Raw genomic sequence first — 26,416 nt, forward strand, 5'->3', positions numbered from 1 at the left:
CAACCCCTCCAAAACTGGCAAGAGATCAGCTTATTCTGTACCTTCCATGTACCTTTTCACATATGTTAAGTGGTTTTGGTCTTCTTTCTTTAACATTTTCACTAGCAACGGTTTAGCTAACTTCAATATCCACTTCTCTGGATAAACGGTCCCTTCAAACCTCACATTCGTCTTCCCATCTTCGGCCTCGGAGAACGTATAACAATACTCTACATGCAACCCTTTTGATAAACTCTTGAAACAATAGGCTTGATTTCGATCATAACAAGTAATTTCAATGTCAGTACCTACGCGTCGGTTTGTTAGCTGGCGATACTCGCGATAAGATGCACCAACCTGCCTCTCCTTTTCATTTTGTGCTTCAACCTCTTCTACATTCAAAAATATTTTAGCAGCATTTTTTGGGTCAGCTACCGTCTCGAAAACGTCAGCAAGCTGACAATCAATTACTTCTTTTTGAATAAAATCACTCATAATCCGATCACCACCTTTTCAATATGTTTAATTGCAAATTCTACAAGTAGACGTCTACCTTCTCTTGAATAACGGACGTAATCTCTGTTTCATCAAAATCGTTCAATTTGATAATGTTCTGCTCTTCACTTCTTTCATAATCTTGATTTTTATGGTCATACTTAGGGTCATAATAATGGAGTAGCAAGATTTCAAATAGTAATTCGTATTGCTGTTTTTCGAGTGTTTCCTCTACTCGAGCCTTTATATCTGTTGGCATTCTCTTTTTGATTTTATTCACACCTTGTGCAATCTCATCAGCATATTCGAATGGAAGGTAGTCTTCCATAATATGATTCACTCTTCGTTCGATGCGATCCTCTATATGAATCACAATTCCTCGTTCTTTTTCTTCTAAAATGAATTCAGGTAGAACAATGCGTCCTATCCTCTGACTTTCAGCTTCAATAATCATCGTTTGCTTATGAACGATTTTAGTTAATTCGGTGACCAATTGAAACTCGAATTGTTTTTGACTTCTATGCGCTTTACCAATGTGTCCAAACACAGACCCTCGATGGTTTGCTAATCCTTCTAAATCAATTACTGGATAACCGCGCTCTTTTAGTTCAATTAACCACTTTGTTTTTCCGGTCCCTGTATGTCCACCTAATACGATTGTTGTCCAGTTGAGCTCTGCAAACTCTTCAAGTTTTCTTTGCACATATTTGCGAGCAGATCGAATGCCGCCTTCTAACTGAAGAACAGATAAGTTCATTGCAAGCATCATTGATACAAATGACCCGCTCCTCATTCCACCTCTTGCACACATGATGACAGGTGTTTTCTCTGGGTGTTCATCTTGTAATTCAATCCACTTTTTATAAAACTTTGGAAGCTTACCTGAGTAAATTTCAATCCCGACTTCTTTTGCTTTTTCTGGACTTTCTTGTTTATATAAGGTGCCGATTTGCTTTCTTTCTTCATCAGAAAACAACGGTACATTAACACTATTTGGCAAATGAAATTCACTGTATTCCGACGGTGATCGCACGTCCAAGACATAATGTTTCTGAGAGTCTAGTTCCTCGTAAGCGAGTGAAGGAAATGTAAAATTTTGCATGTATGTATTCACCTGTTTCATTATAATTAGTTACTATATTTGTATTTATAACAATTTCCCGACTACCATAAATATAAAAAACACCCCTTAACGGAGTGTCAATTCAATTTTTTATTATTCATCACTCTTATGGTTCAAAACGTTGATATATCAACGTTTCATCAGTTTATATACGACTCTTCCGCTAAGTGAAATATACCATAATACTCGATAAATGTCTAATAACCTAGAAATATATATCTAGTCTAACTCCTAGCCATATTAATCAAAATTTATTTTTTAACCTTCAATAACCTTAAGCTGTTTAATGTTACAAGCAATGTCGCTCCCATATCAGCAAATATCGCAATCCATAGAGTTAACCAACCAGGTATTACTAACAGTAAAGCTACTAATTTAATTCCTAAAGAGAAGCCAATGTTTTGTTTGATGATCCTTAACGCTTTTTTACTTAATTTGATTGTATACGATAATTTATTTAAATCATCAGACATTAATGCGATATCAGCCGTTTCTAATGCCGTGTCCGTTCCAGCACCACCCATCGCCACACCAACGGAAGAAGCCGCAAGTGCAGGTGCATCGTTTACTCCATCTCCAACCATTGCAACACTTCGATGCTTTTCACGAAGGGCTCTAACAACGTTTAACTTATCTTCCGGAAGTAAATCGGCTTTCATATCTGTTATGCCAACTTCTTTCCCAATCGCCGCTGCCGTCCTTCGGTTATCGCCAGTAAGCATCACTGTTTTTTCAATTCCAAGTTGATGTAGTTTACGAATAGCAGCTGTTGCTGATTCTCTCACTTCATCTGCTACAGCAATTAATAAAAGGATTTCATTTTCATTTCCTAATATCATCACCGTTTTCCCTTGTATTTGCAGATGATTGATTTTTTCTCTCGTAGAGCTTTCGATTGATAGATGTAATTCTTCAAAAAGGGTTGGACTGCCTACATAATAAATTTTATTATTTACTTTCGCTTTTACTCCCTTACCTGTCATCGATTGAAATTCTTCAACAGCGACACTATTAATATTCAAACCATTTTCTTCTGCTTTTCGCGTAATAGCTGAAGCAAGTGGATGTTGTGACCCTTTTTCAATAGCTGCTGTAATTGTCAACCATTCATCTTCTTTTCCCTGTACCATCACAACATCTGTTACTTCTGGAACACCTTTTGTAAGTGTACCTGTTTTATCAAATGCAATAACCTTTAAATGACCTGCTTCTTCTAAATGAATACCACCCTTAATTAATATACCGTTTCTCGCTGCATTACCAATTGCAGTAACAACAGCAACTGGCGTGGAGACAACTAGAGCACAAGGACAACCAACTACTAACACAGCTAATCCTTGATAAATCCATAAACTCCAATCAGCCCCCAGTATTGGCGGAACGATAGCGATTAATAAAGCTAAAACGATGATTGCTGGTGTATAATATTTCGCGAATCTATCAACAAATGCTTGAGAAGGCGCTTTTTCTGCTTGAGCTTCTTCTACTAAATGAATGATTTTGGCTAACGTTGTATCTTCCACTTGTTTTGTTACTATGACTTCTAATAGTCCTTCTTCATTCAATGTACCTGCAAATACTTCGTCCGTAACTGTCTTTGTTACTGGAACACTTTCTCCTGTAATAGCTGCCTGATTTAATGTTGAAGTACCTCTGATAACTTCGCCGTCCATCGCTAGTTTTTGACCAGGTTTCACAATCATCACGTCATTAATTTGAATATCGTCAACGTGAACCATCATTTCTTTATTGTCACGCTTTATTAGTGCTTCTTTTGGAGCAATATCCATTAACGCTTCAATAGATTGACGGGACTTATTCATGGAATATCGTTCTAATGCTTCACTTATAGCAAAGAGAATAACAACAGTTGCTCCTTCTCCCCATTCACCAATGATCGCCGCGCCCAAAATAGCAACAGTCATAAGTGTATTCATATCAAATTTAAGTTTGATTAGATTTTTAAATCCTTTAATAAACAGTGAATATCCTCCAATTAAAATCGCTGCTGCAAAACCAATCGTCGGAAGGATACTCTCTCCATACTGCTCTCCTAAGAACCAACTAATTATAAGGATGATTGCTGAAATGTATACTTTGATCGTTTCTTTTTGTTTCCAAAACGGTGTTCGTTTCACTAATCTTTCCTTTTCATCACGCAATTTCAAGTTTTCAAAAGCACCTGCCGTTTCAAGTGCTTCAATGGTTGTCTGACCAGTAACCGTTATTTTAGAAGCGGCAAAATTCACTTTTGCACTAGAAACACCATCCAGGTGTTCCACGTTCTCCTCGAACGTTTTCGCACAGCCTGTTCAGGTGAATCCTTGAACACGATACGTCTTCACTTCTTGTTCTGTTTTTTTATTTATTTTCTCAGACATGCTCTTTTACCTCTTTTTTGTGCACCAACGCAATAACAATTAGCTGTTTTATATGCTCATCATCTAGGGAATAAAACGCTAATTTTCCTTCTTTCCGATACTTTACTATCCCCTGTTTTCGGAGCGTTCGTAAGTGGTGGGAAGCTGTCGCAATAGAAGACCCAATAATATTAGCAATATCACATACGCACAGCTCTCCATCTTGGCAAAGCGCATAAGAAATCTTTGCTCTATTTTCATCTGCAAGTGCTTTAAATAACTGAGAAACGCTAGAGAGATCTTCCTTTTCCAATTCTCCTTGGATTCGATTAACTTTTTCCTCGTCATAACAATAAATATCACAAGTATCTTTTGTACTCATTTGACCTTCACTCCATTCATTCAAATATCTATTTGAATATAAGTATACTCTTTTCTATTTTATATTCAAGTGTTCGTTTGAATGATTATTATTAAAAAGCAAAAAGGTTATCCCGGATGTCAGGATAACCTTCTCATACTTGTACAATGTTTAAGAAAAAACGTAATGACTTTTCCTATTCGATATTGGGTCCCCTATCCTATGAGGCTCAAGGAGCGCGTTTTACGAGTAGCCATCTTCCCTAAATTGATTTCTTAAAATGAGAATGAAAGTATGCGATAAAGAATGAATGGATAACCAGTCCACCTATAATCAGCAGCCACCAGTTTGTTATCGCACCAAATGTTGAATTGGTAATTCCAGCGTAAATAGCCTCAGCTCCCCAGGTAATCGGGATTAAATAGGTGATAATTGTCCAAGGTGAATCACTTAAGTAACTTATTAACGGAGCAACCATCAACAATGAGATTAATTTAGCATAGGCCATGCCCTCTACTTTATTTTTTGCTAGCGTAGCTAAATACATCGTTAACAAAGGGCTAATTAACGATGCCATCGCAATGGAAAAGAAGAGGTAAAACCAATTAATGCTGTTCCCGAAAAGTAAAACAACCGCAATTATAAGGGATATCAAACAGGCCAATAATCCGGGCATAGACATTCGATATTGAAGATACCCATTCTTGCCAAGAGGGGTGATTCCCATATACGATATAATCCCCTCATCTTTTTCATCCAATAGCAAAAATCCCGTCACCATCGATACCATCATTGGCGTCATAAGAATGACTAAAGCGGAAATTACTTCTGAGTGAGCTGTTACGCGGAAGGCTGTATAATCAGTAATAATCTCATCTAAGTAAGGAATTCCAAACAGTACTAACAGGACCATTAAAACTGGTACAAACATTATCAATTGCATTAAGGGATCACGAAGAATGTTCATGGCATCGCCACGGATAAACGTTTGAAATGTTTCCAATGAGAACTTTCGATTAATACTCCTCATATAGACACCTTCTTTCCGTCACCTGTCCTGGCAATAATAAACGTATAAAAGCGCTTATAAGCTAGAAAAAATGCAATAATAGACCAACCTAAGAGAAGTACTATATGATTAATGATTGGCAACCACGACATCCCATCTTCTGTTACGCCTCCGTTTACAGCGACCCTCAGCAGGAAAAGAGCTGAGTAGGTCGGTGTTAACTGAAGAAAATTCCAGGATAACCAATCAACATAGTAAAGAACAGGAGTGAACAAAACAACCATCAATACGATAGCACGGAACATGAAGTGGTTTAGCGAACCGGCGTCTGGTGAGATAATTAAACCCACCGACGTAAAAAACAGACTACATAAAATTAGCGATAGAGTTAGCCATAGGAAAGAGACCGACGTTCCTAAAGAGACGAATGCAATAAGTAAACCGGTAAGCAAGGCGATCAGTGTTAATGAGACTATTTTTGCGACCAAATAGTGCCACAGTTTTGCAGGTGTTACGAAGAGATACGTGAGCAATTGCTGATTTCGTTCGAGCATAATAATTGTACCTACAAAAAAGAAGCCGAACGTACCAGGATCGGTAAATATAATTAGGACACTCCAAAAAGGTCTCGCGTCAAGTGGAACCCATAGCAGTAACGCGATATAGACAACTGTAACGAATGCATACACGTAATAAAAACCGTGGCGGTACTGAAAACGGATATCTTGTAACAGTAAACGACCGATCATTGGAGCGACCTCCCCGTTACTTCGATAAACACTTCTTCTAAAGTTTTCTCAGGTGTTTCTATTTTTTGAATCGAGTTTGAACGGAGTATTTCTTGAAACCGTGTGTTTTCAGCTAACCCAGTTAAGGGGAAGTGGTCCGTTTTGAAGTTCGAGGAATTCCCATGAACAATAGATAGTTTGTTCTCCTGATGAGAGGCTTTCAATTTGGCAGGTGCATCAACTTCATTTATTTCACCATCAACGATGAAGGCGACTCTATCACACAAGCTGTCAGCCACATGCATATTATGCGTATTAAGAATAATTGTCTTCCCTTGGTTCTGCTTTTCGCGAATCAATTCCTTTACCTTTTGGACATTGACCGGGTCTAAACCAGCCGTCGGTTCATCAAGAAAAATCAATTCTGGATCATGTAACAGAGCTCGGCAAATATTTAACCGCATATGCATCCCTTTAGAATAATCAGAAACACGAATGTCCTCTTTTCCATCGAGACCTACTTTCTCCATTAACTCCTCAAGGTCAATCTCTCTTTTTTTATAAAAAGAGAGAAAGAATTCTAAGTTCTCACGTGCCGTAAATTTCTGATAAAAGTCAGGTGTTTCAAAAGCTATACCGAGTTTTTCATAAAAGTCGGCTGTATGATTGGATATTTCTTGATTCATGACTGTTACTGTTCCTTCATAACCTTTTAAAACACCTATGAGAATTTTTTGTAATGTGCTTTTTCCTGCACCTGATGGACCGAGAAAACCGAATATTTCGCCTTTTTTTATAGAGACATTTATCCCATTTATCGCTTGCAGATGGGCTGACGGATATGAATAGTATAAATTTTTTAATTCGATCATGAGCTCACTCCTTGAATATTTTCTCTGCAATTGCATGAATCATGAACTGAAAGCTGTCGTTGAATACATCTTCACCAATTTCTTTTTGGTGAGTCAATAGAAGGAATATAGCTCTTAACGAACCGCTAATGACCTCGTGAGACAACGATCGATCCATGATACCCTGTTCTTGCCAATACTGAAATAACGGAGAAAAGTTAAGTGTATCTTGCTCTGCATGAGCATGAATGACTTCTGAAGGAAGCTTTCTGACTAATACTTCATAATCATCAGTCACTATTATGCGATAGAGAATCGGCCTCTGTTCAATAAGTTTAAACGCTTTTAAAAGAACAGAAGCGAAGTGCGCTGCATTCATTTGTGCGATAGATTCAAATTCTCTAATAAGTTCAGCTTGAATTGCTTCTTCCTCTTGCTCAAGTATACGAAAATATAACAGTTCCTTGGAATCAAAAAATTTATAAAAAGAACCAAGGGAAATACCGACTTCTTCTGTTAAGTCCCTAATGCTTGTTTTTTTTAGGCCGATCGTTTCAAACTTATCTTTTCCCACCTTAACGAGCTGCTCCTCAATACGTTGAGCTTCGTCTTTATTAAATCCTCTAGGTGCCATTAACCATCCTCCCAACATTAAAAACATATGAACAAATTATATTCTTATTCATAAATTCATTAAATCAGACACTTAAAGGATAGTCAACTAATTTTCGCAAACATAGAATGCTTCAGTTTTTATCGTACGAGCTGGCGCAAAAGATTTTACAGAGACACATGAATAATAAAAACCTATTGCAGCACCAACTCCTACAATAGGTTCCATAATTTTAGTGACATAGATACATACATGATAATATTTATCTTCTTAAAAATAGAAATACTCCAATTAGAATAAAAAATCCTCCTGTTAATTGTGTAATTGTGATACTCTCACCTAATATAATGACTGCTAAAATCGTTGCCCCCACTGGTTCCCCTAATATGCTCATAGATATCGTTGAGGTATTGACATATTTCAACAAATGATTGTAGATCACATGAGCGATTGTCGGAAGAATCGCTAATAAAATAAATATCTTCCATTCATCTGATGCGTAACCTCCTAGAGGAACTTGAGTAATAATATTATAGATAGTCAAAGCAAGTGCTGCGAAAAAAAACACATAAAAACTATAGATCCAATGCGAAATTTTTCTGACTGTTTTTTGGCCAATTAACAAATAAGCGACAATAGCTATCACACTTAAAAAGGAGAGTAAGTCACCAATAAGGGCAGATCTACTTAAGCCTAAATCTCCCAAACCGATCATCACTACTCCAATAAAAGCGACAGCGATGGTTAATACCGATGAGAGGTTAGCCCTTTCTTTGTAAACTATGTATCCTCCAAATAAAGCAACGATTGGTTGTAAGGCTAGAATAACCGTCGAACTAGCTACCGTCGTTAATTTTAAAGAACCAAACCACAAAGCGAAATGTAAAGCTAAGAAAATCCCTGCAAAAGATAAAGTAAACCAATCTTTTTTCGTTAAAAGCAACATATCTTTTCTTTTGAGAATAACAATTGGTAAGAGTAATAAACATGCTAAGTACATCCGGTACATACTTATGATTGTCGCTGGAGCATCGGACCATTTCACAAATATTGCTGCAAAAGATATTGAAATGATAGATATGGTTAGCAATAGTCCTATCCGTTGCGGTTTGTTTCCCACTTCAGCTTCTGCCATATGACTCCCCCATCTTATATGTATACTGTCTACTATCAAATTTCAAACACAAAAAACCACCTTTCATTGGAAAACTCCCAACAGAAAAAGTGGTTTTAAACTCGTCAAAATTAAAGGGTACGCATTAAAGAATATGCCCTAGAAGGGTAATTCAAAATAGGACCGCCCAAACATAATGACAGAATCACGTACCCTTTCAAACCCGGAGTAGTGACTCTTATTTTTGATTATTCATTGCTTTCATCATCTGGTTAATCTTCTTCTGTGATGGATTCTGACCCATTTGCATCATCATTACTCGAAGCATTTTCTCATTAATTGGTGGATTTTTCTTCATGTAATTCATCATGTACTGTCTAGCAATAAAGAACCCAATCGCGATTCCTGCTAACAGAGCGATGACACCGATTAAAATATATAGCCACATCGGCGTTGACCCTCCTTCTTCTATCTACTACTTTGTCGGATAGTAAGTTATTTTCTTGTGAACCCTATTTATTATACATGAATAAATCCGACTTTAAAAGGGTCAATGAATATTTTCCGGGCTATTTTTAACCTTCTTGCATAATATGCATAACTGGAATAGGTTTTAACCATCCATATTTCTCTTTCTCGTAATTGATCGCCAAGAAAAAGGATTGATAGTTTCTTAATACTTCAAAAAAGCTTGTCTCGGCATCAATCTTCCCTTGGGATATTAACGTCATTTTCCCAGGGGCTAGCGATAATTGAGCAAAACTTCGATCTCTCATTCCCGTCAAAATATGAGTATTTTCAGAATAAGAGTAGTCTTTACAATGAAAAAATGACTCATAGATATACTTATCTAGGTTAGTTTGACCGTAGTCTTTCGTAATGTAACGGATTTGATGACCTGTAATCGTTTTGAGTAGTCCTTTTGAGTGACGATGTTCATGAAATAACTGGTATAATTTCTTCTCCATACCGCTGTACATGTACGCTACCTCTTCATCCATCAATACGATTTCATATTTTCTCATCTTTTCATCCTCTCCGATTTTTACACAACGATCTCATTGATTTGCCTAATTTGCATAACCTTATTATAAAAGACATAAGGTCAAGCTTTTGTCAAAATGTGTCAGGAGAGAATGACTAGTTTTGTCTATCGACCACTAAATATTGTTCACCACCGATTATTTTCTTACTAGCTTGTAAAAATCATATCAATAAATACAAAAAAGCTGCCACCAAAATTACTTTTTTGGGACAGCCTCTATTCTTCATATTTACTTTTCTAATAATTGTTTAAATCTTGTTACAACATTTTCAGGTGTAAATCCATATTCTTTCAATATAACGTCTCCAGGAGCAGATGCACCAAACGTATCAATACCTAAAACGGAACCTTCGTCACCTGTGTAACGATCCCAACCTTGTGTAACAGCCATTTCGATACCTAATCGACGTTTAATAGCTGAAGGAAGAACAGATTCTTTATACTCTGCTGATTGCTTTTCAAAGCGATCCCAACTTGGCATGCTCACAACAGATACGTGAACGCCTTCTTTTTCCAACGCATGTTGCGCATCTACAGCTAACGATACTTCTGATCCAGTAGCAAGAAGAATCCCATCAAGATCCCCGTTTGCTTCTGAAACAACATAAGCACCTTTTTTGACTCCTTCATAAGCCTTCTCTTTCGTTGCAGGAAGCGTTGGCAACCCTTGACGAGTTAGTATTAGCGCAGTTGGTTGGTCCTTGCTTTCAAGCGCTAATTTCCATGAAGCAGCAACTTCGTTTCCATCTGCTGGTCGAAGAACTGACACACCTGGAATCGCTCTTAACGCAGCTAGTTGTTCAACTGGCTCATGTGTAGGGCCATCTTCACCAACAGCAATGCTATCATGTGTAAATACGTAAGTTGCTGGTATTTTCATGAGAGAAGAAAGTCTGAGTGCTGGACGCAGATAGTCTGAGAACACAAAGAATGTAGCCGCATATGGCTTCAATCCTCCATGAAGAGTCATACCATTTAAAGCTGCTGCCATCGCAAATTCACGAACACCAAACCATATATTTCTTCCTAAATAATTATCACGAGAAAAATTCTCTTCGCCATTAATCGTTGTTTTATTAGAACCAGCTAAGTCCGCAGATCCACCGAACATGCTTGGAACGTTTTTCGCAAGGGAATTTAATACCTCTCCACTAGATGCGCGTGTTGCTGAGCTATCTCCTACTTCGTAAATAGGAACATCTTTATCCCATCCTTCAGGAAGTTCACCTTTCATAGCTGTTTCCAATTGAGCTGCAAGTTCAGGATGCGCTTTCTTATACTCCGCAAACTTTTGATTCCATGCTGCTTCTTTTTTCTCGCCTTCTGCTGCAAGAGCTTTATAATGTTCACGAACTTCATCCGGAACATGGAATTCTTCTTCAAATGTCCACTTGTAAGCTTCTTTCGTCATTTTCACTTCGTCTTCGCCTAGTGGAGCACCGTGTGAAGCTGACTTTCCGCTTTTATTTGGTGAGCCATAACCAATGACCGTTTTCACTTCAATCAATGTTGGGCGATCATCCGATTTTGCTGATTCAATTGCTTTTGCAATTTCTTGCAAGTCATTTCCGTCTTCAACACGGATCACTTGCCATCCATAAGCCTTGTAACGATCTTCAACACTCTCGGAAAAAGAATGATGTAAATCACCATCTAAAGAAATATCATTTGAATCATACATAACAATTAATTTTCCAAGTTTCAAGTGCGCTGCTAATGAGGATGCTTCAGCAGAAACACCTTCCATTAAATCACCGTCTCCACAAATAGAAAATGTATAGTGATCGACGACATTATAATCATCACGATTGTATGTAGCAGCTAGGTGTTGTTCAGCCATAGCAAAACCAACAGACATAGCAAAACCTTGTCCTAAAGGACCTGTCGTTGCTTCAACTCCTTCTGTGTGACCAAATTCAGGGTGTCCAGGAGTTTTACTTCCCCACTGTCTAAATCCTTTTAAATCATCCATGCTTACATCGTAGCCATGAAGGTGTAGCAAGCTATATAATAGCATAGAGCCATGACCGGCAGATAAAATAAACCGATCTCGGTTAAACCAATCTGGATTTGATGGGTTATGGTTCATATACTTCGACCACAACGTATAAGCCATCGGGGCAGCTCCCATTGGCATACCTGGATGACCAGAATTCGCCTTTTCAATCGCATCAATCGACAATGTACGTATCGTACTAATAGACAAGTTATCAACGTTAGTTGACATACAATATCAGCCTCTTTTCTTTTTTTATGTATCAAATATAATTTAATCATATACTTTTTGGAGAGGTTAGACAACCGTTAATTAACGATAAAATCAGATAAGTTTATGAACAATTTAACTGCTTTCGACAAAAAATAAAGTGAATTTCATTTCAAACAAACAAAATCACTAAAGCGGATAAATCACTTTAGTTAGTTATTAAAGCTTATTTTGTTCTCCGAAGGCAGACTATTCTTTAATTACTAAGACGCTTGAGAACGCCTTTACTAATGGAGTGGTCCATTATTTTCATTCTTCTTTTGTTCTTCTTTTAACTTCTTTGGTGTCACATCTGTTCCTTGCTCATCGACAACTTTAACGGAAGATAATTGATTTTTGAATGACTTACGAACATTTTTCAAATATTCTTCTCGAAGTTTTTTTTGTTCCTGCTGTTCTTTCAATGAAAGACCATCAGATTTTGATTTTTTTGCTAGTTCATTAATACGTTGAAGCTTATCTTTATTAAGCACACGAATTCCTCCATTTACTGAAATGCTCGTTTCATCTTAATAAACTATCAAGACCATTTCAAGTAAAACCGTCTATCTATAACGGGTATCAGAGAGAAATTTAGAATTACTTGCAGCGTCACCTTCGTACGTTCTTCACAAATCACTTCACCGTGTTCCGATGGTACCTGATAAAATCAATATCATCCTCCACTCAAATATCCTTTGAGACGAAGGCAAATATTATTCTCTATTTTCCGAAATGTCCATTTCTTCTTTATACTTATGCTCTTGATATCTCCGATGAGCGGTAGCTTTCGATATTGAATAACCGAAACCTCTTAACATGGCCGCTATTTCATGAAACGTCAGCCCGTTACCTCTAAGTTTAACAATTTCATCAATTGGAACTTCTAATCGCTTTCTCCCCCCAGCATTGTCTGACTGTGCTAAATTTTTATGGGGATAGAACCCTGCCTCTACAGCCCTTTTCATGCCTCTTTTTATTTTCGCATTATGAAGTTTTCTTTGGTGTTCTTCGACGATCGCGACAATATCTAAGATCATTGTATCCGTTTCAGAAAGAATGAGTTCTCCATCATCTTTCAAAGAATAAATCGAAACATTCAGCTTATTTAACTGATGAATCAGAGCAATTTTGGCGTTACCTCTTCCTAGTCTTGTTTCATCTTGTACAAGTAGCATACTTGCCTCTTCTTCTTTTAAACGATCCAATACAGACAGCATTCCATCACGGTCTACTTCATAACCACTTGCCCGTTCTTCAATGACATCAATCACTTGGATATCCCATTTTTCAGCTGCAGAAGTAAGCTCCTCTTTCTGTCGAACAATCGATGACTCCTGTGATTCTTTTTCCGTACTTACTCTTACATAAATAATCCCCTTCAATCTTTTGCAACACCTTTCATCTCCACCGGAACCTTTAACGTCTGCCCTGGGTAAATTGCTTCATCATCTAATTTATTTTCATCTTTTATCCAAAGAATTGCTTCTTCAATCGTCAATCCCATCTCGTTCGTAGCACTGCTTGCAATCGTCCATAATGATTCACCCTGTGAGACCGTCCATTGGGACGACATATAATAATCTGACTCTTGTTCTCTGTCAGAGAAGTGAGTCCACGAAAATAATACAACTGATAATAGCAAAATAAGAATAGACCCGTCTAATTTTTTACGTAAAATACGATTCATTTCATCATCACCTCAAATAAGAATGTTTGTTCCCTTACCACTATACTTAGAACGAGTGTTCGTGTCAAGAGAAATGATAAGAACGTTCGTTTGCGCAACTCGTGTTCTCATGGTATAATGTTCCTGTACTCTATATATGATCTTAGTCATGCCTATGTTGGACAAGCGTTTAATAGAACAACGATAAAGTATAAAAATCTTTTAAAGAGGTGTTTCATATGTCAAAAATATCATCCCGTCAGCAATCAATCTTGGAATTTATTAAATCAGAAGTGAAAGCTAAGGGATATCCACCTTCTGTCCGAGAAATTGGTGTAGCCGTTGGACTTGCTTCAAGTTCAACTGTACATGGTCACCTTTCAAGGTTAGAAAAAAAAGGTTACATTCGCCGTGACCCTACAAAGCCGCGTGCTATCGAGGTTATTGGATTAGAAAACAAATCAGATACAATATCTGAAACGCCGTATTTACACATACCCGTCATCGGTAAAGTTACCGCGGGGCAACCAATTACAGCAATTGAAAATGTCGAAGAATACTTGCCTTTACCTGCAAGTTTTGTTCAAGACGAGCAATCTTTTATTCTTGAAATTTCAGGAGATTCTATGATTGAGGCTGGAATTTTTGATGGCGATTATGTCGTCGTTAAGCAGCAAAATTCTGCAAACAATGGGGATATTGTCGTTGCAATGACAGACGAAGATGAAGCTACAGTGAAGCGTTTCTTCAAAGAGGAAGATCACATTAGACTCCAACCTGAAAACTCTACACTAGACCCGATCATCTTGACGAACGTACATATTTTAGGAAGAGTGATCGGTGTTTTCCGTTCAATTCACTAGTTATTTAAAAGCGGGCTTATGCCCGTTTTTCTTTTTTGTTCTAAATAAGAACAAACGTTCTTGTGTTTCTTTTCTTTTTTCGGTATTCTAAAGAGAAGGAGGAATACACCAATGAAAAAAGTCATTTTCTTAGTTGATATGCAATCGTTTTTTGCATCCGTTGAAAAGGCAAAACACTACCAAGATTTGAATCGTCCTTTAGTTGTATCAGGTGACCCCACGCGGCGCTCCGGTGTTATCTTAGCTGCCTGTCCACTCGCAAAGACATATGGTATAAAAAATGGAGAACGACTATGGGAAGCGGAACAAAAGTGTCCGGACTTAGTTACCGTTCCACCTCATATGCAAGAATATATCGATAACTCTATCACAATTACTGATATTTTGGAGAGTTTCACTGATTTGGTCGAACCTTATAGCATCGACGAGCAGTTCATGGATATCACGCACTCCCAAAAACTCTTCGGCACTCCTTATGAGATTGCCGAACATGTTCAACATGAAATTTATTCCAAATTGAAAGTCGTTGCTCGAGTCGGAATTGGTGAAAACAAAGTGCTCGCTAAAATGGCATGCGATAACTTCTCCAAAAAAAATCAGAACGGTATTTTTTGGTTAAAAAAAGAAAACATCCAAGAAACGCTCTGGCCTCTGCCTATTGAAAAATTGTTTCGAGCTGGCGGAAAAATGTCGCAACATTTGCGAAGAAGAGCGATTCGAACAATTGGTGAATTGGCTCAAACCGATGTCAATAAAATCAAAAAGCTATGGGGCATTCATGGCCAAGTACTTTGGATGAATGCCCATGGTGTCGATTACTCTCCTATTTCTCTCTCATCGACAAATAGTCAAAAAGGAATTGGTAACGGCATGACACTGCCGCGCGATTACAGTGAAAAAAAAGAAATCAAAGTCGTATTATTAGAACTATGTGAAGAGGTTTGTCGAAGAACACGTATGGCTGGAGTGATGGCCGAAACAGTCTCGTTAAGTTTATCCGGGGCAAATTACGACCTCCCTACTGGATTTCATCGCCAACAAAAAATGCCAGAACCAACAAATATGACGATGGAAGTCTTCCGCCATGCTTGTGAATTACTTGAAACCTTTTGGGATCAACAACCTATTCGTCGTTTGCATGTCTCACTTACTAATTTAACGAGTGATCAATCAATCCAATTAAATTTGTTTCAACAAGATCGTTCTCAATCAATCAACTTAGGCTATACAACCGATGAAATTACGAACAAGTATGGGAAAACCGCGGTAATGCGCGCAACATCCTTATTACCTGCTAGTCAGGTATTAGAACGCTCTGCGAAAATTGGAGGCCATTACAAATGAGCGATTATTTAAAACGGGGAAATCTCATGTGGGAAGGAAGTAGGATGATGCTGCCCGAACACATCCAAGCGTTGCGTAACCGAAAAAAAAGCAAAAAACAAGATCCTCGACCTTCACTTGAGGAAGATGATTTGACAGAGTTTAGTTTGATTGCCACCGATTCGCTTAACCATATGCTACATGTGACCGTCGTCTACTGGAGAGACGGGTTTGATCAAGAGATAACCGGCGTGATTGACCACATGGATCACCACTTGAAACGATTAAAAATAAACGGTCAGTGGATTCATGTAAGAGAACTGAAAAAAATCGAAAAGTTATCATGATTGCAATAAAGTATAAATTCTGCTTTTTTCGAAAAACTACCACTATATGTAAAAATATAAAAACATAGTGGGAGGAAATTCAATGAATGAAGAAGCTGGACACTCAAAAAATGAAACCGAAGAAACGATGACAAATCGACAGGGCCACCCTGTCACGGACAACCAGAATTTACGATCGATCGGTAATCGGGGTCCAACAACCTTGGAAAATTACGATTTGCTTGAAAAAATTAGTCACTTTGACCGTGAACGAATTCCAGAAAGAGTCGTCCATGCTAGAGGAGCCGGTGCCCACGGATACTTCGAGGCTTACGGAACAGTTGGGGACGAACCTATTTCCAAGTATACAAGAGCCAATCTTTTTCAAGAAAAAGGAAAGCGAACACCTGTTTTTGTTCGCTTTTCAACTGTTACACATGGCACTGCTTCACCCGAAACATTGAGAGATCCTAGAGGATTTGCAGTGAAATTCTATACAGATGAGGGTAACTGGGACTTAGTCGGAAACAATTTAAAAATCTTTTTTATCAGAGATGCACTCAAATTTCCGGATCTTATTCACGCCTTCAAGCCTGATCCAGTCACAAATGTTCAGGATGGAGAGCGAATTTTTGATTTTATTTCGCAGTCTCCTGAAGCGACACATATGATTACGTTTCTTTTCTCACCATGGGGGATTCCAGCTAACTACCGCTCCATGCAAGGGTCAGGGGTTAACACGTATAAATGGGTCAACAAAGAAGGTAAAGGAGTATTAATTAAATATCATTGGGAACCAAAACATCCAATAAAAAATTTAACTCAAGAAGAAGCAGAAGCGATTCAAGCGAAAAACTTCAATCATGCTACACAAGATTTATATGAAGCGATTGAACGTGAGGATTACCCAGAATGGGAGCTCTCTGTGCAAATACTAAGTGATGATGATCATCCTGAGCTCGATTTTGACCCGCTTGATCCGACAAAAATCTGGTATAAAGAGGATGTTCCATGGCAACCTGTCGGAAAAATGGTATTAAATAAAAACCCTGAAGATTATTTCGCTGAAGTAGAACAAGTCTCATTTGGTACTGGTGTGCTTGTAGATGGCTTGGATTTTTCCGATGACAAATTACTTCAAGGTCGCACCTTTTCGTATTCAGATACGCAGAGATATCGTGTTGGCTCAAACTACTTACAATTACCGATCAATTCACCTAAAAAACATGTCGCGACAAATCAACGCGGTGGACAAATGGAATACAAAGTAGACAAAGGTATGAAACAAAATCCACACGTCAACTACGAACCTTCCATCATTGGTGGATTAAAAGAAGCCGAACAAGACGGAAAAGACCATACACCTTATGTCGAAGGAGAAATGAAAAGAGCATCGATCGATAGAGAAAATAACTTTGGTCAGGCTGGTGAAACGTACAGACGTTTTAGCGACTTTGAGAAAGAAGAACTCATCTCCAACTTAGTTTCTGCATTAAAGCCTTGTAGAGAAGAAATCCAAACACAAATGATCAACAACTTTAAACAAGCCGACGCTGATTATGGACAAAGAGTCGAAGATAAGTTAAAAATGACCCGTGATGAGGAAGACTCAAGTCACCGCAATCCAATCGGATCCACAGAATCCGAGTCAGCGATAAAACAATCTGAAGAAGAAGGTCACCCGTCGGATCCATATTAAGTTTAATTCCAATAATCGCACTTGCTGTAGTTCTCTAAATAAAATCGAGTAGGAGGAGGTATTAACCCCCGACCTCTCACACCACCGTACGTCAGTCTGTCTAACAATTGGTTATTTAAGCAATCTTTAAAGCGGGATTTATACAATTTTACTCGAATAAACCTTGTGCATAGAAATTTTCTGCGAGCTCGGTCTCTAAAGTGACGTATGAGCTTCTTCACTCCCTTTATTTTAATTATTCTCTTAAAATTATAGGCAAGACAAATTAAATTGGTCTCAGTGCTTACTGATTCCAACCCTCGTGTTAAAAAGTATGTATAGCCCCAGTGACGTTTCATCGTCCCAAAAGGATGCTCAACTATCGCACCTCTTTGCTTATAAATATCACTTTGACTACGCGTATTTTCCGTAATCTGTTCGATTACTTCCTCGTCTTTTAATCTAGTTATTGATCTTCCTCCTTTGGCAGAGGTGCAGGATTCTTTTTGTCCGCATGTATCGAAGTTTGTGCAAGTGTAACGCCTATACTCTTTCCCTTTCTGCTTGCCATTCCATTTAAAAGGTAACTCATAACCCAACGGACAAATATATCTATCGTTTATAGTATCATATGAAAAATTCGTTCTATCAAACCCGCTGGCTAGTTTGTTTTGTTTTCCCTTTTGCGACTTAATTAAGAGTTCGGTGCTCTCATCGACAACATCAATAATCTCAAGGTAGTTATAATAGCCTGTATCGGCCAGAACCGTAGTTTTTTGATCGTGAAAGATTTTCTTTGTTTCCTTCACCATATTGGACAATTGCCCTTGATCGTTGACATCATTGACAGTATCGCAGTCCACAATTAATTTATACTTGCTGTCCACGGTAGTTTGAACATTGAAACAAACTTCATGCTTCCCGTTATTTTTCATGGATTTGGCGTCTGGATCAGTAACACAAAGTTGTTTTTCACCTGTTTCCTTGAGTTCTTGTTTAAATACCTGCAGCTCGTGAATTCTTTCTTGATAGGACTCTAACCTTTCGGTGATTTCTTGCTTTTTTTGAAGATTGTCCTCTGTTAAAAAATCATGCAAATATGAATCGATTTTTTCATCGATATGCTCTAGCTTTTTACTGATAATATTCGCATTAAAGTGTTGTTTTTTAGAGCTGTTCGCCTTTAATTTTGTTCCGTCAATTGCGACCAGTTGACCATCGATTAACCCAAAACCTTTTAACATCAAGGTGAACTCTTTAAACAGATTTTTTATTGCAGTTTTGCTGTTCTTCATGAAAGCAGATAAAGTACCGTGGTCCGGCTGGAGCTTATTGATTAGCCACATTAGTTCAATGTTTCTTTTCGTTTCGGTTTCCATCTTGCGAGAGGAACGAATGCCATTCATATAACAGTAAAGATAGAGCTTGAGTAAGTCTTCTCGACGATAAGGCTTTTGCCCAGCTTTGATGCCCGAATATACTTGAAATCCCAATTCTTCTAAGTTCAAACTATCGATGTAAGCATCGATAACTCGGACAGGGTTTTCTTCATTTACAAAGTCGTCCAACGTATTTGGCAGTAAATAAATTTGATGTCTATCTTCACCTACGATATAAGGCATACTCACTCATCTCCTTTGATATAGAGGTTCGACAAAAGGCATCTATTTTCATGCAAAAAAACAAAATTTATTAATAATTGTTAGACAGACTGACGTACGGATCCGTATACGGCGCTTGAGTGTGTTTTCTCGAAGGTATGGTTTAAGTTCTTTAAACCAATTCCTTCGAGAATTTTGTTTGTAATGGTTCGGTGTAGAATAAAGCTACACGAGATATTCCAGTAACCCTTTCGTGTGTTTGCCCATTCCCAAGCCTTTTGTTTTGGTACTTTGAGTTTCATAAGACTTTTATATTTCGTCTTCACTTTTTTCCAGCGTTTCCATATGATTTGTCTAATCCGTCGTCTGATCCATTGATCAATACTCTTGATATAGCCTCTCATATAACTAATCCCGTAGTAATTAATCCATCCAGTTGTTACCTCATTAATTTCTTTGATAATCTGGCGTATATTACCTGGGCGCTTTCGTTTGGTGAGCTGCCTAAGCTTTTTCTCAAAGTTTCTTTTAGACTTTTGATGAGGGCGAAATCCTACACCTTGTCTTGTAGTGTGTAGACAAAAACCTAGAAACTTTCGTTTCGTGGGGCTTCCTATTTCACTCTTTTCACGATTAACGGTGAGTTTTAGTCTATCCTCAAGGAATGTCGTAGCGCTTTTCATGACACGCTCTCCTGCTTTTCTACTTTTTACGTAGATATTACAGTCATCCGCATACCGAACGAATTTGTGTCCACGTTTCTCTAATTCTTTATCGAATTGATCAAGATAAAGATTGCTCAATATCGGTGAAATGTTTCCACCCTGAGGTACACCGATATCAGTAGGGATAATTGTTCCATTAATAGATACACCACTGCTTAGGAATTTTCGTATGAGTGTAAGGATTGTTTTGTCCTTAATGTGCTCTTCCAAATGAAACATGAGTTTGTCATGATTAACCGTATCAAAATATTGTTTCATATCGATATCTACTACTGTTCGATATCCTTGTTTATAGTATTCTCTCGCGCAATTCATTGCGTCGTGAGCACTACGGTTAGGTCTAAAACCAAAACTACTATCCGAAAACGTCGGATCTATTTTCTTCTCGATAACTTGAAGAATCGCTTGTTGAACAAGTCGATCACGTACCGTTGGTACACCAAGCTTTCTTTTTGACCCATCCAGTTTTGGTATTTCCACACGTCTAACGGGTTGTGGTTCATATGAACCTGTTTTTATCTGTTCTATAAGTTCTTCTTTGTTTCGAACGATATAAGCAAACAATTCATTCACAGTCATTCCATCAACCCCAGGAGCTCCCTTGTTCGCCTTCACTTTTTTATAAGCTTGACTCAAGTTAGAGCGACTGGCTACATTATTGATCAGACGACTCACACCATCTCTTCTTTCCGTTTCACCATGAGAAATACTACACAATTCTACTGTACCTTCGGATTCCATCCTATTCTCTTGTAGATAGCCATCTTTTGATGTTGTCTGTGGTTTTTGCATTTCCCTCACCTCCACGGCTTCCAAGATTACTATTGTTCAGCCCTTCATCCTCTTTTCGGACTACTATGGCTTCGGCTGACTCCTTACAATTCATCATACCATCACTGACACAATTGTTCCTGTGGGAAATTCCTTCCCTCTTGTCGGGAACCCTTGTAAGGCCTCCCCGGGTAAGTCTAACCACTTTCCTCCCATATAGGTGCTGGATTTACTGTAAGAGATTCGGGTAGTATAGGACTTCATTTTGTTAAGCAAACTTATCCTTCTCTATTCAGCCTTATATCCAATTTCTATTCGTCACCCCTGGATTTTGCTTCCGGCTTCCTTCAGATTCCACCTCACGATGGACACCCTTGCCTTCCGCTAACAGTTCCTACTACCAAGCCTGTAGTGGACTTTCACCACCAAGTTGTTAGACATGCCGGGCACACTTAAAAAGACCGTCAGTGCTATAAGCACTGACGGTCTATCTATTTAATTAAAATTAAGGGGGGTCACACAAGATGAAACTTAAATAGTTACTGATCTATTTGAAAGCTTAAAAACTTAAGCTGGATAACCGATTACAAGTTGTTGTCACCAGTATCGTTCAAGTCATCATTAAAGTCACCATCTAGACTCTCATCATTATTTTCGTCCAAATCTTCGAAATCATTGTTCATGTTACCACCATCGTTTTCGTTAAAATCATTGTTCATGCCACCATCATCGTTAATATCGAAATTGTTTTCACCATTACTTTCGATGTCATTACCACCATTAAAGTCATTCGTGTCATTGACATTGTTTTCGTCATCTCCACACGCCGCAAGAATTCCTAATGATAGAACTGCAGATACTGCTGTTAAGACTGTTTTCTTTTTCATGATAAATACCTCCTGAGGTTTTGAAAATGAAGATTCACTACAACTTAATATAGCAATCTTTCTACACCATCTATTTCACTTAAATGCCCCTATCAAACTTATTAAAGATACATTATAGAATTCTCCACACTGTTAAGGTAAACTATGAAAAAATACTATCTACCCCATAACGATAATTTGAGTGTTTCTTCATAATTAATGATCCCCAGTAGATGAACTACAGAAGAACAGTCTTAACATATTGGTACATCTGCTTTTCTAGTGAAAATTAAGAGTTTGATATCACTTTAGCTAAAAAAAGCTAGGGTTATTAAATATCTTCGTTTAATGCATCCTTTAAATAATTATTAATGTTTACATCCTGGTCGTTTAATAGAATATGCTCTACCCAAGCATTTCTCTCAAAATTAATGATTCTTAATTCCCAAACGCATGCAGTCAAACCAGTAGGAGTGAGATAGGATATAGTGGTGCTATTATAATCCTTATAAAAAGCATGGTTGCACAACATGTTTTCTCCTGTCCAATAATCAATTAAGATGAACACACCTTCCTGAGTTTCATGAATGATGATGAATCCCAATTGATAAATCTCGGTTTGAATTTCAATGTTGTTTAATTGTTCGACAGCAATTTTTTTACCAAGAACGATATTATTTTTGTCAGGGTATTCTTTTTTAGTAGAAATTCCATAAACTTTAATTTTCCAACCTTCAATCTCCCACAACTCTATAAATCTTATTGGTCTTGGAACATATTTTTCTTTCACTGTAAACATTTAACTTCCCCACCTTCTTAATTAGATTGGTATTTGCAATTCGGACTCCAAAATCCATACCCGCTATTACTCTAACCCCCTATTTTCTCAACACCAGCAATTTAAATAAATCTCCCCAACATCATATGGTCCTGATGCATGTCCCATTGTTCATACTTAGACTTGACCCGCATTTCAAAAACATCATCTTTGATTTCTTTAAAATGTTGATGAAAGTGATCATCTGCAGTCAACCCACCCCATCCTTCACCAATATAAACAATCCGTGCACTAGGATTAATTTCGGACAATAGCTTAGCTACTTGATACATCGTCTGATCTAACCAAGGCCAAGAACAAATTAATAAATCAATATCTTTCCCATATGTACGAACTGCATCAACTGCATCCAGGGCTAGAATGTCCGTCAAAGGTACGTTCCATAAATCCGAACCAAACCACGAATAATTATCAGTCCCAACCACATTTACTCCCTTCTGTTTCAGAGCATAGGTCAACCACCCTCGTCCTGCCATAATTTCAAGACATCGTTTATCATCGATCCAATCAACAAAAGGATTTACCCATTTCCATGATACAAACCCAAACATCCCCGCACTTTGATAAGCACTTTTCAGACATGCTTCAAGTCTCCGCACATATTGTTTATCTATTTCTTCAAATATAGGCAATTTACCGAAGTCAGGCATCGCTTCAGGAATTTTAGTTTCAATCTGAATATTCAAGCCCGATATATCATCCGTCTTCTTCAATTGATAAAACAACTTATCTAGTTTTAGTGCATTCATTGAGATCCCCCTACTTCACAATTATAAAAATTAACAATTGAGTTCACTTACTCGAAGTCATTGTATCAGAAAAAAATCGTACGGAACCGTACGATTTTTTCTGCTAATTCTTAAATATAATCATTCTTTATTTCCCATCAACAACTGCTTTAAGAATTTCATAAGAACGTTTTTGCTTTTCTGGATCATAGATATAAGATACTGCCATGATTTCGTCGACATGATACTTCTCTTGAAAACTAGTCAATTGTTCTCTTATCGAATCTTTACTACCTAAAATCGTTCCACTAGTCATAGAAGAGGCCATTTCTTTTTCTTGAGGACTCCAAATGGTATCCATGTTCTTAACTGGAGGACTTAAAGGCGCTCCAGCACCTCTAACAACATTCAAGAAAAATTGTTGCATTGTTGTTAATTCAAAGTCAGCTTCTTCATCACTTTCGGCTGCGATCACATTGAGACATACAATCATGTATGGAGAGTCCAAGTATTCGGATGGCTTAAATTGTTGCCGATAAATCGACATCGCTTCTTCCATATACCTAGGTGCAAAATGTGAAGCGAACACATACGGCAAGCCTAGTTTTGCAGCTAATACCGCTGAATCTGTCGATGACCCGAGAATATAAATCGGAATATTCGTATCGACACCTGGATACGCTTTTGTTTGACCTTGAATCTTTTCAGGCCCAAAATACGTCAGTAAATCATTCACATCAGTTGGGAAGGTATGCACTCCATCATGCTGAGATCGTCTTAAAGCACTTGCCGTTCCCATGTCTGTCCCAGGTGCACGACCTAAACCTAAGTCTAATCTATCAGGATAAATGGTTGCCATCGTTCCAAATTGTTCTGCTACAACTAAAGGCGCATGATTAGGTAGCATAATGCCACCAGAACCAACGCGGATCTGTTCTGTATGTTCTAACGTATGTTTAATTAACATGGCCGTAGCTGAACTTACAAGCGTTGGTGTATTATGATGCTCAGCAATCCAATATCGCGTATAGCCCATTTTTTCCGTTGCTTGTGCTAAATCAACCATTTCCTCAATCGCTTCTTTTCCTTGGCGACCTTTGCGAATCGGTACGAGATTTAAAACTGAAACAGGTATATTTATCGTTGTCATTTAAATTTGTCCTTTCTTGATTAAGTTTCCACCTAATAGTATCAATTAAAACAGTGGAAACAAACTTAAATGCTTGGCCGAGGATCATATGAGGAAAGTTAATATTAAGTCAAAAGGATAATATGACGAGTAAAATCTAGAGAAATAAAGCCCCACAATAGTTTTGAACGGGCATCTTCTAATTATTTTCAAATCCCCCTAGAATAAATCTTAATGAAAAAAAATCACCTTCCTACATAGAATGAATTATACGGCTAACATCCAGAAAGGAGATTTCTATGATTCATACAATTCAACCTGGCGAAACACTGACTCAAATCTCTATCGACTATCGCACCCCACTAGGAGAGATCATCCAGGCAAATCCAAGTATTGATCCGAATCTGATTTATCCTGGTCAATTGATTGTTATACCTGGTTTTCCATCAACTGATACTATCCCTTATCAGATTGATGTTTCCATCAACCAGCGTCAGCTAACATTATACTTAAATGGCATCATGCAAAAACAATATCCGATTGCAGTAGGAAGAATCCTACACCAAACACCTGTAGGAAATTTTATTATCATCAATAAAGCGCCTAATCCAGGAGGACCTTTCGGCACAATGTGGATGAGTTTATCGAAACAACACTACGGTATCCATGGAACAAATGACCCCGCCTCCATTGGCCAAGCTGTTTCAAGAGGTTGCATTCGCATGTACAACAGAGACGTAGAAGAATTAGCTATGATTGTTCCTATCGGTACACCTGTCACGATACGTCCATAAAACCAAGATACTTTTCTTGAGTACGCCAATAAGATAGCTTTTGACGATTAAGATTTAAGCGATTTATATATTTCTCCGATAATCCCATCCATTTGATGAACGCCCAATTCTGCATTTGTCATGATCACAGCACCCGTTTCTAAAAAAGGTGAAGCCACCATCATACATTGAAAACCGACACCCCAACCCAATGAAGAAATTTCCAATTCATGTTCTGACCCATCAAGAAAAACGCCCAATCCAGTCCATGCTTTACCACCTTGTGAAGTCATCATGTCTTTTGCCTGACTTGTTGAAAGACCCAATATACTATCGTCTTTTAAAGAGTTGATTAATTCCATTACTAAAATAGCCAAGTCCGAAGGCGTTGTCCATAATCCGCAAGCTGCTGGATAGGGATATATCGGATATTTCCCTTTCACAATATGACCGTTTTTATTATGCCCACATGAAAAATTGTCGCTTATGGTTATCGTTTGCTCTACTGTACTGTTTTTCATATTTAACGGTTCAAATATCTGTTCTTTTATAACCAATTCAAAAGGCTTCGCAAAAATATCTTCGATTAGTTGCTGTATGACACAAAATCCGGCATCAGAATATTGAAAGTCACTCTCAGGCTCGTACGTAACTTTAATACTTTCTTTACAATACAAGCTTCTTCCTGCTAGTATCTCAACCATTTCCGGCAAGGTTTTGCTGACATCTAATTCACAGAAACTCGCTTTTGGATCAATAATACCTGATTGGTGACTTAGTAGATTACGCAATGTTACTTTTTTACGTTTAGTACATTCATTATTAGCAACTTTCCAAGTAGTGAGACGGTTATTCACATCTTCATCTAAATCAAGGATGCTTTGTTCTACTAATTTCATAATTAACATCGATGTTACAAATTTACTAACTGAACAAGCCGAAAAAATCGAATCGCAATCTACCTTTCTATCTGTACCAGCTTCAAGAACTCCAAAGCATTTTGTTTCACTAATTTGACCGCGATTAATCAAGGCAGTACTTAACCCCAATACATGATAATTTTTCATTCGCTCATTAATATTTTTCAACTCCATATGAATCCTCCCTCTTTTAAACCTAAATATAACTATAACACGAATGTATGTTCTTATGTATAATTTTGGGAAAATATATAAATTGAGTGAGGTATAAACGTTGCATAAA

Annotated in this window: 27 protein-coding genes; 5 read left to right on the plus strand and 22 right to left on the minus strand. The window is 37.8% G+C overall.

The window, feature by feature from the left end:
- Positions 1–30: 30 nt before the first annotated feature.
- The 15 genes from ACM26V_RS07125 to ACM26V_RS07195 form a co-directional block, all read right to left on the minus strand.
- A complete protein-coding gene (locus ACM26V_RS07125) occupies positions 31–474 on the minus strand; it encodes an SRPBCC family protein (RefSeq protein WP_416150731.1) in 444 nt (147 codons plus the stop codon).
- A 40-nt stretch (positions 475–514) separates the two neighbouring features.
- Positions 515–1,576 (minus strand): tRNA 2-selenouridine(34) synthase MnmH, encoded by a 1,062-nt coding sequence (mnmH, locus tag ACM26V_RS07130; RefSeq protein ID WP_416150732.1) that lies wholly within the window; start codon positions 1,574–1,576, stop codon positions 515–517.
- A 272-nt stretch (positions 1,577–1,848) separates the two neighbouring features.
- Positions 1,849–3,978: a heavy metal translocating P-type ATPase gene (locus ACM26V_RS07135; protein WP_416150733.1), complete on the minus strand. Its 2,130-nt coding sequence runs from the start codon at positions 3,976–3,978 to the stop codon at positions 1,849–1,851.
- A complete protein-coding gene (locus ACM26V_RS07140) occupies positions 3,971–4,339 on the minus strand; it encodes an ArsR/SmtB family transcription factor (RefSeq protein WP_416150734.1) in 369 nt (122 codons plus the stop codon). The genes ACM26V_RS07135 and ACM26V_RS07140 overlap by 8 nt, the downstream gene beginning before the upstream one ends.
- A gap of 241 nt (positions 4,340–4,580) precedes the next feature.
- The gene (locus tag ACM26V_RS07145; protein WP_416150735.1) at positions 4,581–5,348 is read right to left on the minus strand and encodes a hypothetical protein; all 768 of its coding nucleotides are present in this window, start codon (positions 5,346–5,348) and stop codon (positions 4,581–4,583) included.
- Positions 5,345–6,076, minus strand: coding sequence for a hypothetical protein (locus tag ACM26V_RS07150; RefSeq protein WP_416150736.1), 732 nt, complete (start codon positions 6,074–6,076; stop codon positions 5,345–5,347). Before ACM26V_RS07150 ends, ACM26V_RS07145 begins: the two co-directional genes overlap by 4 nt.
- Positions 6,073–6,927, minus strand: a complete 855-nt coding sequence (locus ACM26V_RS07155) for an ABC transporter ATP-binding protein (RefSeq protein WP_416150737.1) — start codon at positions 6,925–6,927, stop codon at positions 6,073–6,075. Before ACM26V_RS07155 ends, ACM26V_RS07150 begins: the two co-directional genes overlap by 4 nt.
- 4 nt (positions 6,928–6,931) lie before the next feature.
- Positions 6,932–7,540 carry a TetR/AcrR family transcriptional regulator gene (locus tag ACM26V_RS07160; RefSeq protein WP_416150738.1) on the minus strand — a complete coding sequence of 203 codons (609 nt, stop codon included), beginning with the start codon at positions 7,538–7,540 and terminating at the stop codon, positions 6,932–6,934.
- A 241-nt stretch (positions 7,541–7,781) separates the two neighbouring features.
- Positions 7,782–8,654, minus strand: a complete 873-nt coding sequence (locus ACM26V_RS07165; RefSeq protein WP_416150739.1) for a DMT family transporter — start codon at positions 8,652–8,654, stop codon at positions 7,782–7,784.
- 217 nt (positions 8,655–8,871) lie between these two features.
- On the minus strand, positions 8,872–9,081 hold the full coding sequence (locus ACM26V_RS07170) for a YneF family protein (protein WP_416150740.1): 210 nt from the start codon (positions 9,079–9,081) through the stop codon (positions 8,872–8,874).
- Between the two features lie 127 nt (positions 9,082–9,208).
- On the minus strand, positions 9,209–9,658 hold the full coding sequence (sirA, locus tag ACM26V_RS07175; protein ID WP_416150741.1) for a sporulation inhibitor of replication protein SirA: 450 nt from the start codon (positions 9,656–9,658) through the stop codon (positions 9,209–9,211).
- A gap of 249 nt (positions 9,659–9,907) precedes the next feature.
- On the minus strand, positions 9,908–11,905 hold the full coding sequence (tkt, locus tag ACM26V_RS07180; RefSeq protein ID WP_416150742.1) for a transketolase: 1,998 nt from the start codon (positions 11,903–11,905) through the stop codon (positions 9,908–9,910).
- 266 nt (positions 11,906–12,171) lie between these two features.
- A complete protein-coding gene (locus ACM26V_RS07185) occupies positions 12,172–12,417 on the minus strand; it encodes a DUF896 domain-containing protein (RefSeq protein WP_416150743.1) in 246 nt (81 codons plus the stop codon).
- 222 nt (positions 12,418–12,639) lie between these two features.
- Complete coding sequence (locus ACM26V_RS07190; protein WP_416150744.1) at positions 12,640–13,308, minus strand: recombinase family protein; 669 nt, start codon at positions 13,306–13,308, stop codon at positions 12,640–12,642.
- Positions 13,305–13,613 (minus strand): LysM peptidoglycan-binding domain-containing protein, encoded by a 309-nt coding sequence (locus ACM26V_RS07195; protein WP_416150745.1) that lies wholly within the window; start codon positions 13,611–13,613, stop codon positions 13,305–13,307. Before ACM26V_RS07195 ends, ACM26V_RS07190 begins: the two co-directional genes overlap by 4 nt.
- A 218-nt stretch (positions 13,614–13,831) precedes the next feature.
- Here ACM26V_RS07195 and lexA point away from each other — a divergent pair, with 218 nt between their 5' ends.
- From lexA to ACM26V_RS07215, 4 genes are all read left to right on the plus strand, one after another.
- Positions 13,832–14,455 carry a transcriptional repressor LexA gene (gene lexA, locus ACM26V_RS07200; protein WP_416150746.1) on the plus strand — a complete coding sequence of 208 codons (624 nt, stop codon included), beginning with the start codon at positions 13,832–13,834 and terminating at the stop codon, positions 14,453–14,455.
- Between the two features lie 111 nt (positions 14,456–14,566).
- Entirely contained in the window at positions 14,567–15,799 is a 1,233-nt protein-coding gene (locus ACM26V_RS07205; protein WP_416150747.1) for a DNA polymerase IV, read from the plus strand.
- Positions 15,796–16,125, plus strand: a complete 330-nt coding sequence (locus ACM26V_RS07210; protein WP_416150748.1) for a YolD-like family protein — start codon at positions 15,796–15,798, stop codon at positions 16,123–16,125. The genes ACM26V_RS07205 and ACM26V_RS07210 overlap by 4 nt, the downstream gene beginning before the upstream one ends.
- 82 nt (positions 16,126–16,207) lie before the next feature.
- On the plus strand, positions 16,208–17,803 hold the full coding sequence (locus ACM26V_RS07215; RefSeq protein WP_416150749.1) for a catalase: 1,596 nt from the start codon (positions 16,208–16,210) through the stop codon (positions 17,801–17,803).
- A gap of 2 nt (positions 17,804–17,805) precedes the next feature.
- On the opposite strand, the gene ACM26V_RS07220 is transcribed toward ACM26V_RS07215, so the two are convergent.
- The 6 genes from ACM26V_RS07220 to ACM26V_RS07245 all read right to left on the minus strand — a co-directional run bounded on the left by ACM26V_RS07220 (position 17,806) and on the right by ACM26V_RS07245 (position 24,461).
- Positions 17,806–19,404 carry an IS1182 family transposase gene (locus ACM26V_RS07220; RefSeq protein WP_416150750.1) on the minus strand — a complete coding sequence of 533 codons (1,599 nt, stop codon included), beginning with the start codon at positions 19,402–19,404 and terminating at the stop codon, positions 17,806–17,808.
- An 80-nt stretch (positions 19,405–19,484) separates the two neighbouring features.
- A complete protein-coding gene (gene ltrA, locus ACM26V_RS07225; RefSeq protein ID WP_416150751.1) occupies positions 19,485–20,900 on the minus strand; it encodes a group II intron reverse transcriptase/maturase in 1,416 nt (471 codons plus the stop codon).
- A 563-nt stretch (positions 20,901–21,463) separates the two neighbouring features.
- Positions 21,464–21,766 carry a hypothetical protein gene (locus tag ACM26V_RS07230; protein WP_416150752.1) on the minus strand — a complete coding sequence of 101 codons (303 nt, stop codon included), beginning with the start codon at positions 21,764–21,766 and terminating at the stop codon, positions 21,464–21,466.
- Positions 21,767–22,076: 310 nt separating this feature from the next.
- On the minus strand, positions 22,077–22,544 hold the full coding sequence (locus ACM26V_RS07235) for an isochorismatase (RefSeq protein ID WP_416150753.1): 468 nt from the start codon (positions 22,542–22,544) through the stop codon (positions 22,077–22,079).
- 101 nt (positions 22,545–22,645) lie between these two features.
- Entirely contained in the window at positions 22,646–23,332 is a 687-nt protein-coding gene (locus tag ACM26V_RS07240; RefSeq protein ID WP_416150754.1) for a hypothetical protein, read from the minus strand.
- Positions 23,333–23,459: 127 nt separating this feature from the next.
- Entirely contained in the window at positions 23,460–24,461 is a 1,002-nt protein-coding gene (locus tag ACM26V_RS07245) for an LLM class flavin-dependent oxidoreductase (protein WP_416150755.1), read from the minus strand.
- 278 nt (positions 24,462–24,739) lie between these two features.
- Between ACM26V_RS07245 and ACM26V_RS07250 the strand changes: the two genes are divergently transcribed.
- Positions 24,740–25,234, plus strand: a complete 495-nt coding sequence (locus ACM26V_RS07250) for a L,D-transpeptidase family protein (RefSeq protein WP_416150756.1) — start codon at positions 24,740–24,742, stop codon at positions 25,232–25,234.
- 47 nt (positions 25,235–25,281) lie between these two features.
- On the opposite strand, the gene ACM26V_RS07255 is transcribed toward ACM26V_RS07250, so the two are convergent.
- Entirely contained in the window at positions 25,282–26,313 is a 1,032-nt protein-coding gene (locus tag ACM26V_RS07255) for a serine hydrolase domain-containing protein (protein WP_416151814.1), read from the minus strand.
- Between the last annotated feature and the right edge of the window lie 103 nt (positions 26,314–26,416).

Source organism: Salipaludibacillus sp. HK11, assembly GCF_047795645.1.
GTDB lineage: Bacteria > Bacillota > Bacilli > Bacillales > Salisediminibacteriaceae > Salipaludibacillus.

What these genes read in the sequence shown, in the direction of transcription:
- ACM26V_RS07125 (WP_416150731.1), bottom strand. Translation starts at nt 474, where the DNA reads ATGAGTGATTTTATTCAAAAAGAAGTAATTGATTGTCAGCTTGCTGAC.
- mnmH (WP_416150732.1), bottom strand. Translation starts at nt 1,576, where the DNA reads ATGCAAAATTTTACATTTCCTTCACTCGCTTACGAGGAACTAGACTCT.
- ACM26V_RS07140 (WP_416150734.1), bottom strand. Translation starts at nt 4,339, where the DNA reads ATGAGTACAAAAGATACTTGTGATATTTATTGTTATGACGAGGAAAAA.
- ACM26V_RS07145 (WP_416150735.1), bottom strand. Translation starts at nt 5,348, where the DNA reads ATGAGGAGTATTAATCGAAAGTTCTCATTGGAAACATTTCAAACGTTT.
- ACM26V_RS07150 (WP_416150736.1), bottom strand. Translation starts at nt 6,076, where the DNA reads ATGATCGGTCGTTTACTGTTACAAGATATCCGTTTTCAGTACCGCCAC.
- ACM26V_RS07155 (WP_416150737.1), bottom strand. Translation starts at nt 6,927, where the DNA reads ATGATCGAATTAAAAAATTTATACTATTCATATCCGTCAGCCCATCTG.
- ACM26V_RS07160 (WP_416150738.1), bottom strand. Translation starts at nt 7,540, where the DNA reads ATGGCACCTAGAGGATTTAATAAAGACGAAGCTCAACGTATTGAGGAG.
- ACM26V_RS07165 (WP_416150739.1), bottom strand. Translation starts at nt 8,654, where the DNA reads ATGGCAGAAGCTGAAGTGGGAAACAAACCGCAACGGATAGGACTATTG.
- ACM26V_RS07170 (WP_416150740.1), bottom strand. Translation starts at nt 9,081, where the DNA reads ATGTGGCTATATATTTTAATCGGTGTCATCGCTCTGTTAGCAGGAATC.
- sirA (WP_416150741.1), bottom strand. Translation starts at nt 9,658, where the DNA reads ATGAGAAAATATGAAATCGTATTGATGGATGAAGAGGTAGCGTACATG.
- tkt (WP_416150742.1), bottom strand. Translation starts at nt 11,905, where the DNA reads ATGTCAACTAACGTTGATAACTTGTCTATTAGTACGATACGTACATTG.
- ACM26V_RS07195 (WP_416150745.1), bottom strand. Translation starts at nt 13,613, where the DNA reads ATGAATCGTATTTTACGTAAAAAATTAGACGGGTCTATTCTTATTTTG.
- lexA (WP_416150746.1), top strand. Translation starts at nt 13,832, where the DNA reads ATGTCAAAAATATCATCCCGTCAGCAATCAATCTTGGAATTTATTAAA.
- ACM26V_RS07205 (WP_416150747.1), top strand. Translation starts at nt 14,567, where the DNA reads ATGAAAAAAGTCATTTTCTTAGTTGATATGCAATCGTTTTTTGCATCC.
- ACM26V_RS07210 (WP_416150748.1), top strand. Translation starts at nt 15,796, where the DNA reads ATGAGCGATTATTTAAAACGGGGAAATCTCATGTGGGAAGGAAGTAGG.
- ACM26V_RS07215 (WP_416150749.1), top strand. Translation starts at nt 16,208, where the DNA reads ATGAATGAAGAAGCTGGACACTCAAAAAATGAAACCGAAGAAACGATG.
- ACM26V_RS07220 (WP_416150750.1), bottom strand. Translation starts at nt 19,404, where the DNA reads ATGCCTTATATCGTAGGTGAAGATAGACATCAAATTTATTTACTGCCA.
- ltrA (WP_416150751.1), bottom strand. Translation starts at nt 20,900, where the DNA reads ATGCAAAAACCACAGACAACATCAAAAGATGGCTATCTACAAGAGAAT.
- ACM26V_RS07230 (WP_416150752.1), bottom strand. Translation starts at nt 21,766, where the DNA reads ATGAAAAAGAAAACAGTCTTAACAGCAGTATCTGCAGTTCTATCATTA.
- ACM26V_RS07235 (WP_416150753.1), bottom strand. Translation starts at nt 22,544, where the DNA reads ATGTTTACAGTGAAAGAAAAATATGTTCCAAGACCAATAAGATTTATA.
- ACM26V_RS07240 (WP_416150754.1), bottom strand. Translation starts at nt 23,332, where the DNA reads ATGAATGCACTAAAACTAGATAAGTTGTTTTATCAATTGAAGAAGACG.
- ACM26V_RS07245 (WP_416150755.1), bottom strand. Translation starts at nt 24,461, where the DNA reads ATGACAACGATAAATATACCTGTTTCAGTTTTAAATCTCGTACCGATT.
- ACM26V_RS07250 (WP_416150756.1), top strand. Translation starts at nt 24,740, where the DNA reads ATGATTCATACAATTCAACCTGGCGAAACACTGACTCAAATCTCTATC.